Source organism: Microbacterium sp. 05T445 (assembly GCF_056395865.1).
This window is the reverse complement of the sequence record NZ_JBFTKJ010000001.1, coordinates 1,792,708-1,804,674: the sequence shown is the minus strand read 5'-3', so window position 1 is coordinate 1,804,674 and position 11,967 is coordinate 1,792,708. Positions and strand designations below refer to the sequence as shown.

The following is an 11,967-nucleotide window of genomic DNA, read 5'->3' as shown; positions in this document are numbered from 1 at the left end:
GGTGCGCATGCGATGCTCAAGTGCCATCGGGCTCCCACCGTAACCCGTTCTCCGCGAGCCACGCCGCGTGAAGATGGATCGCGCTGGCCGGTGGCGCAGCGTCGCTCAACCAGGCGTCGCGCAGTCGGTCGATGTCGACGCAGGTCTGGTCGACACCGGCGCCGCTCCACGAGCGCGCGAACGCCCGCTCCCGCTCGGTGAACCGCGCCGCGTTGAAGGCGGCCTTCGTGCCCCGCGACAGGACCGCATCCGGGAGAAGATCGCCGAACAGTCTGCGCATGAGAGCGGTGCGGTCGCCGAGACCGAAGAAGCCTCCTTCGCGCGCGAGAGCACGCACGAAGCGAGGATGGTCGAAGGGGTTCACCGCGTCGAAGCCCTCGTCGGCGAAGACCGCCACCAGATTCGCGCCACCCATCCGCATCGGGCGGCGCGTCACCGCGTGGTGCAGGTCGGCCGACCACCCGAGCGGCTCGCGGCGCGGGGTCATCATCCCGGCGAGGGCGTCCTGCCCTGCGACGGTGAGCCACGGCAGCGTCAGTGCGTACTCACGCCCGAGGTCCGCCGGACGGGCGGGGACGACCGATCGCTTCAGCAGCCGAAGCGCGCGGCGTGGTCGCCGATCGCGAACGGCGGCGCGGACCGCGGTGATCCGACGTCCGCTCACGGTGAGATCTCCGCCTTCCCCGGTGATGATCGCGCTGCCAGGTGCCAGCCCCTCGACGTAGCGCGGCTGCACGTGGAGCCCGGTCGGCCAGAGAAGACCCCGGCGGCGGAGGCTGGCGATCGAGCCGTCGCTGAGGAGGCCCTGCTCCCCACGGAAGTCGAGCACGACGTGGTCGACCAGTCCCAGGTGGCGCAGCACGAGCTCCTGCCACTGCGTCTCGTCGGACTCCGGAGCGTCCGGGTGCCTCCCGGTGACGGGCACCGGGTCGGGGGCTCCGCCGGCGCGTGCGATCGAGGTGGCCAGGGCGAGCAGGGCCGAGGAGTCGCGACCGCCGGAGAACAGCACGTAGCAGCGATCGCGTTGCACCGCGGGCGTCAGGATCGCCTCGAGCGAGGCCCTCGCGGACTCATGGGCGTCGGTCGCCGCGTCGTCCCACCCGTCGAGGACGGGCTCGTTCGCCAGGGGCAGCCCGACGACCCGTTCCTGCGTGGTGAGTCTGATGAAAGTGTGCGACATGTACGACCTGCGGCGTCAGACGGATGCTGTACGCGAAAACGGCGGGTGGCGGTTCACCGCCACCCGCCGTCGTGGTTCGATCAGCGCGAGCCGGGCGTTGCCGGGTCGGACCAGTCCCACAGGTTGTCGAACTTCGGGCCGGTCTGCTTGTCGCCGAGAGTGAGGTCTGCGAACTTGCCGGCCTCAGTGATCTTCGGTGCTTCGTATGCCATGGTCACACTCCCCATCAGTGTTCAATCGATTGGTGTCCGAAAGGTTCCCCAGTACGGACTCTTGGCACATTAGCAATTTCTCATTCTCCGCGCTGAAATCTTTGGCAACCCCTTGGCCACCGCAAAGGTTCACGCCTGCATCGGCGGGAAGCGGCCACCCGGCTGCGGATACGCTCACTCGTATGGGGATGTCCGCGGTGCCCGCGCCTGCGCGCCGAAGCATGGGACGACTGGGCCGGCTGGTCCGTTTCAGCGTCGCTCTCGTGTGGGAGGCCGCGCGCGCGCCGTTCGTGACGCTGACCTCCCTTCAACTGCTCAACGCCGCGCTGCTGGCCGGCCAGGTCTTCGCGGTGCAGGCCGTGCTGGACGGAATCCTCCACCTGGCCGAGAACGGTGCCGGCCCGGTCGTCCTCCCGGTCATCGCGCTCGCCGTGCTGACCGCCGCGACAGCGGTCACCGGCTCGGTGCAGGGGTCGCTGTCGAGGTACGTCGGCGAGTCCGTCGCGCGAGCGATGTGGCAGCGTGTGCTGGACGTGTCGACGAGCGTCGGACTCCGGCAGTTCGAAGACCCGTCGTTCTTCGACCAGCTGGAGCGCGTGCGCGGCAGCGCTCTCACTCGACCGTTCCAGGTCACCAACGGGGTCATCGCGACCATCGGTGCGGTCGCGGCCGGTGTCGGCCTCGCGATCACGCTGGCCAGCTTCAACCCGATCCTGCTTCCGCTGATCCTCATCAGCGGCATCCCGCTCCTGTTCACGAGCCGCCGAGAGAGCAGGCTCGAGTTCCGCTTCAACGTCGACCAGACACCGAAGGTCCGACTTCGCACCTACTTGACGATCCTGCTCACCGGTCGCGACGAGGCGAAGGAGGTCCGCGCGTTCGGCCTGACGAGGAATCTGCGGGCGCGATTCAACGCCCTGTACACGACCTACCTGCACGACCTCGCGAAGCACCTCCGCCGGCGAGCAGGGCTCAGCCTGATCGGCCAGCTCACGGCTGCGCTCGTTCTGGGCGCGACCCTCCTCGTCCTGGTGTGGCTGATCGCCTCCGGCGGTCTGAGCGTGGCTCAGGCGGGTGCGGCGCTGGTCGCAGTGCGCCTGCTCGCGTCGCAGGTGCAGGCACTCTCGGGAGGCGTCCAGACCATCTTCGAGTCAGGCCTGTTCATCGACGATCTGCAACAGTTCCTGGCACTCAGGCCGAGCAACGCCGACGCCGAGACCCGCGCAGAGGCGATCGACTTCTCCGAGATCCGTGCCGAGGACGTGCGCTTCTCGTATCCGGGGCGACAGGAGCCTGCTCTGGACGGCGTGTCGATCCGCATCGGGCGCGGCGAAGTCGTGGCGATCGTGGGTGAGAACGGGTCGGGGAAGACCACGCTGTCCAAGCTGATCGCCGGTTTGTACGCCCCCGACGACGGCCTCGTCGCGTGGGACGGCACACCGGTGGCGGAGCTGCCGGCGGGAGCCGTGCGCGCGAGTACGGCGGTGATCTTCCAGGACTTCGTTCGCTACGGACTCGATGCCCGATCCAACATCGCGCTGGGACGCCCCGACGACGAGCCCGACGAGGCGAGCGTCGTGGCGGCCGCACGCGCCGCAGGGGCGCACGGCGCGCTGTCGTCGCTGCCCGACGGGTACGACACACCGCTGACCAGGTGGTTCGAGGGCGGCCACGACCTCTCGGGTGGGCAGTGGCAGCGCGTGGCCATCGCCCGGGCGTTCTACAAGAACGCGCAGCTGGTGGTGCTCGACGAGCCCTCGGCGGCACTGGACCCTCGTGCCGAGTTCGACCTCTTCTCGTCCCTGCGCCGCACCCTGGAGGGGCGATCCGCCCTCGTGATCTCGCACCGGTTCTCGACGGTTCGCAATGCAGATCGCATCTACGTGATGGAGGAGGGACGCGTCGTCGAGAGCGGATCGCACGACGAGCTGATGGCGCAGGACGGCCTGTACGCGGACCTGTTCCGCCTGCAGGCGGCGGCCTACCTTCCCGAAGGCGAGCCCGACGCCGCCGCCCCCGGTGACGGCTGAGGCGACAGCATCATCGCGAACGCGGTCGCCGATGTCACCACGCCCACCACGCCCGCGGTGAACAGCGGGGGCGCGAGCCCGTCCAGGGCGGTGCCCACCACGGCCAGTGCGCCCACGATCGACGCAGAGGTCGCGATCGCGATCCACGTCCACAGCCTGCGGGACGAGCGCGGCACCGGCGGAACGGCCGTCCCCGCGATCCACTGGGAGAACGCGGCACCGAGGACGGCACCCGCGATGACGTCGCTCACGCGGTGCGCGTGCGCGAGCACGGAGCTCAACGCCACCAGGGCCGGAATCGCGCCGACGAATGCCATCGGCCTGCGAGGTCGCGGCCAGCGCCATAGGGCGACCACCGCGGAAGCCGCCGCCACGCTCACGGCGACATGTCCGCTGGGGAACGAGTTGCCGTCGAATCCGGCCTCCGAACCCAGATCGGGGCGGAACAAAGCGACGTCGCGGAGGAGGGTGTTGACGACTCCCGCCGCTCCGACCACGGCGGCGCCCGTCAGCGCCGGCACGAACCGCCGATGCACCAGTGCGTCCACGATCACGATCGCCGCGCCCACGAGGCTGAGCACGAGTAGCGGTGTGCGCAGCGACAGGGCGAGTCCGCTCACGGCCTCCAGCCACTCGGGCAGTCCGGCTCCGAGCTCGTCCACGCGCTGACCGAGCGGCAGGACCACGAAGAGCACGTACAGGACGGCGACGACGCCGAGAAGCACGACGCTGCGCAAAGCGCGCCGCCTGATCCCCGTCATCATGCGCTCCTGTACGTGATCGTCGGGGCGGGCCGACCCGCCGTCGGCGCGGGCAGCCGGCCCTCGACGGCGGCCTTCGGGACGAGGGGGCCGCGGCGATCTCAGCACCCCTCGGACCTCTCTGCCCCAGGGTGACACAGCGGTGCGCCGCGTAGGCGTTCGCGCCGCTGCGTCACCACGCACTCACCGGCGGCCGCGCCGCAGCTCCTCATCGACGATCTCGTGCAGCCTCGCGGCGAAGCGCTCCTCGGAGAACCGCTCGGCGTGGGCGCTGATGGCGCCGGCGTGCCAGTCGGCACGCACCATCTCGTCCACGGCCCGGCTGATGTCGTCGACGGCGGGTCGGTCGAAGAAGACGCCGGTCCGTCCGCCGACCACGGTGTCGAGGTATCCGCCGTCATGCAGGGCGGCGGTCGGCTTGCCGAAGGAGGCCGCCTCCAGCGGCGAGAGTCCGAAGTCCTCGAAGGATGCCGCCACGAGCCCGGTGCAGTTCTCGTAGAGCCAGCGCAGCTCCGCGTCGCTTACGCGCCCCGCGAGCGTGGTGCCCCCGACCCGTTCCGCCAGTGCCTCCAGCTTGCGGCGCTCGGGACCGTCGCCGACGACCACCAGGTCGATGTCAGGGATCCGCGCGACCGCCTCGATGACGAGGTCGACGTTCTTGTAGGGGAGCAGCCGGGCGACGCACAGCACGAAAGGCTTGCCCACGTTGTCGACGGACTGCGACGCTCCGTCGCGCCCGAGCAGCGCCGGAGGCGGGGCCAGCACCTCGGCCTCGATCCCGTACACCTCGGCCACCGCCCGCTGGACGATCGTCGAGTTGACCACATACCTGTCGGCCGTGTGGGCGGCCTCCTGGTCCCACCGGCGCAGTCGCGGACCGAGCATGTCGGTCGCGAGCTTGACGGCGCGGGAGTGCGCACCGTGCGCCGCCTGGGTGCCGCCGGCGTACCGATCCGCCTGGTACAGCCAGCGGGCCGGGGCGTGGCAGTACACGACCTTGCGACCGGTCGTCGGGATGCCGTGGGCCCAGCCGCTCGAGCTCGCCACGAGCACGTCGGCGTCGATGCGGTAGTGCGAGACCGCATCGGCGAGGAAGGGGAGGGCGAGACGGTGGTGCCGGCGCAGCACCGACCACTTGTTGAGCTTCATCGCGCGCACGTCCACCGCGGAGAACTCCGGGAAGGTGCCCGCAGGGTCGTACAGCGTCGTGTGCAGCGGCGAACCACGGAAGGCTCGCGCCATCGAGAGCGCGACGCGTTCGGCGCCCCCGCGCTGCGTCACATAGTCATGTGCCAGTGCGATCCCGCCGGCATCGTCGACTGCGCCCCCCAAAGGCGCAATGAGGGCATCGATCCCCATTGAATTCCCCAGAATCCCCAGTTGCGCGCGATGCACAGCATCGCGATTCCCTACCTCCCACAGGAGGGAATGGCCGGTACCCCAGATACCGATCCCGAGCACAGCCTAGCGCGCGGTGTCCGCGGGTGTAACGGGCGGGGGCGCAGATCCCGGCGACTTCGCAGGATCGGGATGCCGCGAGCCGCGGCATCCGCTCCCTAGAGCTCGCCGGGCGCGGTGGCCTGCGCGTCGAACTCCTCGACGAGGCGGCGCGCGGCGCTCGGCGCGACGCCCGCCTTGCGCGGCGCGTAGACCACGAGCGAGTGGAACAGGAAGCGCACGAAGAACGCCACGACGAGGGTGATGGCGGTCGCCACGACCGCCGAGATGTGCCCGGTCGAGACCATGACCGCCACGATCGGGATGCGGATGACGGCCTCGGCGTTGTTGAACGCGAACGATTTCGCGAAGCGCGTCCACACGCCCGTGGCACCCTCGCGCATGTCCTGGAAGACGAACCGCTCCTGCAGCAGGAAGTTGCCGACGATCGTCACCTCGGCGGCGATCACGGCGGCGACGATGTAGTCGACGTCCAGCTGCGTGAGGGCCCACACGATCCCCACGTTCGCGATGGCACCGAGCCCGCCGATGACGGCGAACAGCGACATCTTGCCGAACCGCAGCGCGGTCAGCTGCGTGAGGAAGTGCAGCCCCTGCCGCACCGACGCCTTCGACTCGCCGGCGAAGCGGTCGGCGAAGTCGAACGGCACCTCGGCGACGCGCATCGGCCGCCGGGCGAGGATCTCGAGCAGGATCTTGAATCCCCGGGGCTTCAGCTGCGCGGCGTCGACGGAGCGACGGTCGACGAGGAAGAACCCCGTCATCGGGTCGGACACGTCCTTCAACCGGATCGGGAACATGGCGCGGGTGACCGCGGTCGACGCCTTCGACACCAGCACGCGGGTCTGGTCGGCCAGTCCGCTCGCGGTGCCGCCGCCGGCGTAGCGCGAGGCGATCACCAGGTCGACGTCGCCGCGCGAGAAGCGGCGCCAGAGGGCCGGGATCTCTTCGGGCGGATGCTGCAGATCGCCGTCCATGACCAGGCACGCGTCCGACTCCGCCGCGGCCAGGCCTTCCATCACGGCGCCGCCGAGTCCGTCGACGGCGCGGTCGCGGTGGATGAGCCGCACCGGCAGGGGTGCGGATGCCGCGACCTCGCGGATGACGTCGGGGGTGGCATCCGTGCTGTCGTCCACGAACACCATCTCGGCCTCGATGCCCGCCCCGGCGGCCGCGACCGCGACACGGCGGACGAGCTCCGCGATGTTCGGAGCCTCGTTGTACGTCGGGACCACGATGGACAACTGCATCGCCGCATATCCTCCCATGCACGCCGGGTTCCGTTCATCGGGGTTCAGCAGACACAGGGGAGACGCACGGCCGCCGCACGGACGGCCCGGGCGTGTCCGCCCGGCCTTCGCCCAGGATTCCCGGGAGACAATGGCATCATGACCTCCCCCTCGACGATCACCATGTTCGGCGCCGACTGGTGCCGCGACTGCATCCGCACCAAGAAGCAGCTCGACGAGCTCGGCATCTCGTACACCTACGTGGACCTCGTCGCCGACCCCGCTGCGGCCGACGTCGCGCGCGACATCTCGGGTCGCACCAACATCCCGGTGGTCGTGTACCCGGACTCGTCGCACCACGTGGAGCCGTCCAACGCCGACGTCGAGGCGAAGCTGCGCGAGCTCTGGCTCCTCTGAGCCGACGGCTCCGCATCGGGCCCTGACGCCGCGGCGCCGGTCCTGATTAGGCTGAGGCCGTGAGCGTCGAACGCAATACCCGGGCGATCGAGGGATCGGTCGTCACCGACTTCCAGGACCGCATGAGCTACGGCGGCTACCTGGATCTCGAGACCCTGCTCTCGGCGCAGCGGCCGCTCAGCGACCCCGAGCACCACGACGAGCTGCTGTTCATCGTGCAGCACCAGACCACGGAGCTGTGGCTGAAGCTCGTGCTGCACGAGCTCGGCGCCGCCTGCCGGCTGCTGGGCGAGGATCAGCTCGCGCCTGCGCTCAAGTGCATCGCGCGCGTCAAGCACATCCAGAAGACGCTGACCGAGCAGTGGTCGGTGCTGGCGACGCTGACGCCGGCCGAGTACGCGCAGTTCCGCGGCGTGCTCGGCAACGCCAGCGGGTTCCAGTCGGCCCAGTACCGCGCGGTCGAGTTCACCCTGGGCAACAAGAACGCCGGGATGCTGCGCGTGTTCGCATCCGACCCCTCGGCGCATGCGCTCGTCGAGGCGGCGCTCGAGGCGCCGAGCCTCTACGACCAGTTCCTGCGGATGCTGGCTCGATCGGGCTACCCGATCCCCGCATCCGTGCTCGAGCGCGACGTCACCGCCGCATGGACGTACACGCCCGAGCTCGTGCCGGTCTTCACCGAGATCTATCGCGACCCGCAGTCGCATTGGGCGGCGTACGAGACCTGCGAGGAGCTCGTCGACCTCGAGGACAACTTCCAGCTGTGGCGCTTCCGACACCTCAAGACCGTCGAGCGGATCATCGGGCTGAAGTCGGGCACCGGCGGCTCCAGCGGAGTGCCGTTCCTGCGGCGAGCGCTCGAGCTGACGTTCTTCCCCGAGCTGTACGCGGTGCGGACGGAGCTGTGATGACCCGCGATCCGCAGGCGCTGCGGGCTCTGCTCGGACCGGATGCCGAGCTCTGCCGCCGTGCGCTCACCGGCGAGCATGGAGTGTCGCTGCCGCCGTTCACCGACCACCACGTGCACCTGCACCTCATCGACGAGGCGCCGCTGGCCGCCGGCGGCATCGCCGGGGTCGTCGACCTCGGCGGCGACCCGGTCGCGTTCTCCCGTCGCGGGAACCACAGCATTCCGCGTGTGGCGTATGCCGGCGCGTTCCTCACCGCGCCGGGCGGGTACCCCGTCGGGCGCCCCTGGGCCCCGCCGCAGATCGCCCGCGAGATCACCGACCCGTCGACCCATCCCGGCGTGCCCGGCGGCGTCGCGACGGCGGTCGACGAGCAGGTGTCGTTCGGGGCATCAGTCATCAAGGCCTCCCTGAACGCCGTCGAGGGCGCGGTGCTCGACGCCGCGACCCTGACGGCGATCGTCGACGTCGCCCACGAGCGCGGCGTCGCGGTGGTCGCGCACGCAGAGGGCGAGGGGATGCCGCAGCGCGCGCTGGATGCCGGCGTCGACGGCTTCGCCCACACCCCGTTCACCGAGTTCGTGGGCCGGGCGTTCACGGCGCACGCGGTCGCGGCCGGTCAGGTGTGGATCTCGACGCTCGCGATCCATCGCGAAGACGCGGCCGCGAGCGAGTTCGCGCGCGTGAACCTCGCGGGCTTCGCCGCCGCGGGCGGGCGCGTGCTGTACGGCACCGATCTCGGCAACGGCGATCAGCGCGTGGGCGTGAACCCCGACGAGGTCGCGGCGCTCGACGCCGCCGGCGTGCGCGGAGCGGCGCTCATCGCGGCGATGTCCGACCCGTGGCCGGTGGCCGATCCCCCGTCCGGCGTCCGCACCTTCGTCCCCGGGCCGCCGCCCGAACACGTCGACGACGTCGCCCAGTGGCTGCGCGGCGCGACCGTCGTCCCCACCGAGGAGCTCATCCATGACGAGCACTGACCCGGCGCACGGGCTCACCGTCGCGAGCAGATCGGGCGGGCTCGAGGCGGAGGCATCCGCGCTGGACGCCGCCGACCCGCTGCGCGCCCGCCGCGACGCGTTCGTGGGTGCCGAGACGTCTCTCGTGTACTTCGACGGGAACTCGCTCGGCCGCCCGCTGCGCGCGAGCGTCGACAGGCTCGGGGCGTTCGCGCGCGACGAGTGGGGCGGGCGCCTCATCCGCGGCTGGGACGAATCGTGGATGCAGCTGCCGTTCGAGATCGGCGACGCCGTCGGCCGCGCCGCGATCGGCGCGGAGCCGGGGCAGACCGTGATCGGCGACTCGACCACCGTGCTCCTCTACAAGCTGCTGCGCGCGGCGTTCGACGCCGCCGTCGCCGCCGACCCGGCGCGCGTCGAGATCGTCGTGGACCGCGACAACTTCCCCACCGACCGCTACCTCGTCGACGGGATCGCCACGGAGCGCGGCGGGCGCGTGCGGTGGATCGACGTGGATGCGGCGGGCGGCGTCTCGGCCGACGCGCTGCGCACCGCCGTCGGCCCGGCGACCGCGGTCGTGCTGCTGTCGCACGTCGCGTACCGGTCGGGATATCTTGCGGATGCCGCGACCCTCACCCGCATCGCCCACGACGCCGGCGCGCTCATCGTGTGGGACCTCTGCCACTCGGCAGGATCGGTGCCCGTCGAGGCGGACGCGTGGGGCTTCGACCTCGCGGTCGGCTGCACCTACAAGTACCTGAACGGCGGACCGGGATCCCCGGCGTTCGCCTACGTCGCGGCGGGGCTGCAGGACCGGCTGGTGCAGCCGATCCAGGGCTGGATGGGCACCGCCGACGTCTTCGCGATGGGGCCCGAGTACCGGCCGGCCGACGGCATGCGGCGATTCCTCTCGGGCACGCCCCCGATCGTCGGGATGCTCGCGATGCAGGACACGCTCGCGCTGATCGAGGAGGTCGGGATCGCGGCCATCCGCACCAAGTCGGTCGCACTCACCGAGTTCGCCGTCCGCGTCGCCGACGAGCTGCTCGCCCCGCTCGGCGTGACGGTCGCCTCGCCCAGGGATCCCGCCGAGCGCGGCGGTCACGTGACGCTGTCGCATCCGTCCATGCGGGCCGTCACCGCGCGACTGTGGGAGCAGGACGTCATCCCCGACTACCGGGACCCTGGGGGTCTGCGCATCGGCCTGTCCCCGCTGTCGACGTCGTTCGCCGAGACGCTCGCCGGGCTGCGCGCGGTCGAAGCCGCGGTGCGCGCCGAGGCCTGACCGGCCGAGGCCCGCCCCCGCGTGTGCACAGCCCGGAATCGGCGGCGAGCGCGCTGACCTACACTGGCGCGATGAGCAACGAGGCTCCGGCGGCACCCGAAGCCGCGGCATCCACTTCCCCGCGCCTGACGCGCGGCACCATCGCCCGCTACGCGACCGGGTCGCTCGGCACCGGCGGCTTCGCGACGCTGCCCGGGCTGGTGTTGACGTACTACCTCACCGACTCGCTCGGTGTCGCGGCTCTCATGGCAGGCGTCGTCATCACGCTCGCCAAGGTGTGGGATGTCGTCATCGACCCGGTGATCGGCGCCCTCACCGATCGCGACCTCGCCCGCCACGGCAGTCGTCGCCGGCTGATGCTCATCGGCGCGTGCGCGCTGCCGGTGCTGTTCGCACTGACGTTCGCGGTGCCGCCGTCCCTCGGCCCCGTGGTCGCCGGCCTGTGGGTGCTCGTCGCCTTCACCCTCACCGCGACCGCGTTCAGCCTCTTCCAGGTGCCCTACATCGCGCTGCCCGCCGAGCTCACGCCGCGCTACGACGAGCGCACGCGCCTGCTCACATGGCGCGTGGTGGTGCTCACGCTCGCGATCCTGCTGTTCGGCGCGGGCGGGCCGGCGCTGCGCCGCGTCTCGGACGACCCGTTCGTGCAGTACCTCGTGATGGGCGTCGTGTCGGGCGTGGTGATCGGCGTCGGGATGCTCATCGCCACCTCCGTCGCACGCCGCGGTGCGACCGCGCCCGCGGCCCCGCAGGCGCCGGCGACGCCGAGCGCGCCCGACGCGGGGATCCGCGAACACTACGCCTCCGGCATCCGGGCCCTCCGTCGCAGCCGGCCGTTCCGGCTGCTGCTGTCGACGTTCGTGCTGCAGGCGCTGGCCACCGGTCTCATGCTGGCCGGGGCGCAGTACGTGGCGACCTGGGTGCTGCACTCGGAGGCGGCCGTCGAACTGCTGTTCGTCGCGCTCATCGCCCCCGCGCTGCTCGCGGCGCCGGCGTGGGGGGTCCTCGCCCGCCGGATCGGCAAGGAGCGCACGTTCGCGATCGCGAGCGTCGTGTTCGGCGTGGCGGCGCTGTCGATCGTCGCCGTGCTGTGGGCGCCGGGCGACTGGATCTACGTGCCTGTCGGGGTGGCGGGCATCGCCTACGCCGGTATGCAGTCGCTGCCCATGGCGATGCTGCCCGACGTCATCTCGCACGACGAGCAGACGAACGGCGCCGGCCGGGCCGGCTCGTTCAGCGGCGTGTGGACCGCGGGCGAGACCGTCGGCTTCGCACTGGGCGCGACCACGCTGTCGCTGATCCTGGCCGTCACCGGCTACGTCTCGTCGACGGGCGGCGAGGTCGTGACGCAGCCGGATGCCGCGATCACCGGCATCGTCGTCAGCTTCAGCGTGGTGCCGGCCCTGCTCATCGCGCTCAGCCTCGCGACCCTGGCGCGCTACCCGCTGCGCAGGGCCGACATCGACGTGCACTGACCCCGGCCGCGCCGCGGCGGCACGGGAGCCGCGGGCGATACCCGGTCGCACAG

Annotated in this window: 11 protein-coding genes; 6 read left to right on the top strand and 5 right to left on the bottom strand. The window is 71.2% G+C overall.

Annotation, left to right across the window (positions count from 1 at the left end):
* Positions 1-16: 16 nt before the first annotated feature.
* On the bottom strand, positions 17-1,180 hold the full coding sequence (locus tag AC1DDU_RS08520; RefSeq protein ID WP_477432990.1) for an asparagine synthase-related protein: 1,164 nt from the start codon (positions 1,178-1,180) through the stop codon (positions 17-19).
* A gap of 80 nt (positions 1,181-1,260) precedes the next feature.
* Positions 1,261-1,392 (bottom strand): lasso RiPP family leader peptide-containing protein, encoded by a 132-nt coding sequence (locus tag AC1DDU_RS08515; protein ID WP_477432988.1) that lies wholly within the window; start codon positions 1,390-1,392, stop codon positions 1,261-1,263.
* Positions 1,393-1,613: 221 nt separating this feature from the next.
* Between AC1DDU_RS08515 and AC1DDU_RS08510 the strand changes: the two genes are divergently transcribed.
* Positions 1,614-3,422: an ABC transporter ATP-binding protein gene (locus tag AC1DDU_RS08510; RefSeq protein ID WP_477432986.1), complete on the top strand. Its 1,809-nt coding sequence runs from the start codon at positions 1,614-1,616 to the stop codon at positions 3,420-3,422.
* Here AC1DDU_RS08510 and AC1DDU_RS08505 read toward each other — a convergent pair.
* The 3 genes from AC1DDU_RS08505 to AC1DDU_RS08495 all read right to left on the bottom strand — a co-directional run bounded on the left by AC1DDU_RS08505 (position 3,374) and on the right by AC1DDU_RS08495 (position 6,891).
* Positions 3,374-4,183 carry a phosphatase PAP2 family protein gene (locus AC1DDU_RS08505; protein WP_477432984.1) on the bottom strand — a complete coding sequence of 270 codons (810 nt, stop codon included), beginning with the start codon at positions 4,181-4,183 and terminating at the stop codon, positions 3,374-3,376. The two genes, AC1DDU_RS08510 and AC1DDU_RS08505, sit on opposite strands and share 49 nt — an antisense overlap.
* 183 nt (positions 4,184-4,366) lie before the next feature.
* Positions 4,367-5,464 (bottom strand): glycosyltransferase, encoded by a 1,098-nt coding sequence (locus AC1DDU_RS08500; RefSeq protein ID WP_477432982.1) that lies wholly within the window; start codon positions 5,462-5,464, stop codon positions 4,367-4,369.
* A 275-nt stretch (positions 5,465-5,739) separates the two neighbouring features.
* The gene (locus tag AC1DDU_RS08495) at positions 5,740-6,891 is read right to left on the bottom strand and encodes a glycosyltransferase (protein ID WP_477432980.1); all 1,152 of its coding nucleotides are present in this window, start codon (positions 6,889-6,891) and stop codon (positions 5,740-5,742) included.
* Between the two features lie 138 nt (positions 6,892-7,029).
* On the opposite strand from AC1DDU_RS08495, the gene AC1DDU_RS08490 reads away from it, so the two are divergent.
* From AC1DDU_RS08490 to AC1DDU_RS08470, 5 genes are all read left to right on the top strand, one after another.
* Positions 7,030-7,287, top strand: a complete 258-nt coding sequence (locus AC1DDU_RS08490; RefSeq protein ID WP_477432978.1) for a glutaredoxin domain-containing protein — start codon at positions 7,030-7,032, stop codon at positions 7,285-7,287.
* 59 nt (positions 7,288-7,346) lie between these two features.
* On the top strand, positions 7,347-8,195 hold the full coding sequence (kynA, locus tag AC1DDU_RS08485) for a tryptophan 2,3-dioxygenase (RefSeq protein ID WP_477432976.1): 849 nt from the start codon (positions 7,347-7,349) through the stop codon (positions 8,193-8,195).
* Positions 8,195-9,175 carry an amidohydrolase family protein gene (locus AC1DDU_RS08480; protein ID WP_477432974.1) on the top strand — a complete coding sequence of 327 codons (981 nt, stop codon included), beginning with the start codon at positions 8,195-8,197 and terminating at the stop codon, positions 9,173-9,175. Before kynA ends, AC1DDU_RS08480 begins: the two co-directional genes overlap by 1 nt.
* Positions 9,162-10,439 carry a kynureninase gene (locus tag AC1DDU_RS08475; protein ID WP_477432972.1) on the top strand — a complete coding sequence of 426 codons (1,278 nt, stop codon included), beginning with the start codon at positions 9,162-9,164 and terminating at the stop codon, positions 10,437-10,439. Before AC1DDU_RS08480 ends, AC1DDU_RS08475 begins: the two co-directional genes overlap by 14 nt.
* A gap of 71 nt (positions 10,440-10,510) precedes the next feature.
* Positions 10,511-11,914 carry an MFS transporter gene (locus AC1DDU_RS08470; protein ID WP_477432970.1) on the top strand — a complete coding sequence of 468 codons (1,404 nt, stop codon included), beginning with the start codon at positions 10,511-10,513 and terminating at the stop codon, positions 11,912-11,914.
* Positions 11,915-11,967 lie beyond the last annotated feature (53 nt).

Bases quoted from the DNA above. Each gene is read 5' to 3' on its own strand.
- AC1DDU_RS08520 (WP_477432990.1), bottom strand. From the start codon at position 1,180: ATGTCGCACACTTTCATCAGACTCACCACGCAGGAACGGGTCGTCGGG.
- AC1DDU_RS08515 (WP_477432988.1), bottom strand. From the start codon at position 1,392: ATGGCATACGAAGCACCGAAGATCACTGAGGCCGGCAAGTTCGCAGAC.
- AC1DDU_RS08510 (WP_477432986.1), top strand. From the start codon at position 1,614: ATGGGACGACTGGGCCGGCTGGTCCGTTTCAGCGTCGCTCTCGTGTGG.
- AC1DDU_RS08475 (WP_477432972.1), top strand. From the start codon at position 9,162: ATGACGAGCACTGACCCGGCGCACGGGCTCACCGTCGCGAGCAGATCG.
- AC1DDU_RS08505 (WP_477432984.1), bottom strand. From the start codon at position 4,183: ATGACGGGGATCAGGCGGCGCGCTTTGCGCAGCGTCGTGCTTCTCGGC.
- AC1DDU_RS08495 (WP_477432980.1), bottom strand. From the start codon at position 6,891: ATGCAGTTGTCCATCGTGGTCCCGACGTACAACGAGGCTCCGAACATC.
- AC1DDU_RS08470 (WP_477432970.1), top strand. From the start codon at position 10,511: ATGAGCAACGAGGCTCCGGCGGCACCCGAAGCCGCGGCATCCACTTCC.
- AC1DDU_RS08490 (WP_477432978.1), top strand. From the start codon at position 7,030: ATGACCTCCCCCTCGACGATCACCATGTTCGGCGCCGACTGGTGCCGC.
- AC1DDU_RS08480 (WP_477432974.1), top strand. From the start codon at position 8,195: ATGACCCGCGATCCGCAGGCGCTGCGGGCTCTGCTCGGACCGGATGCC.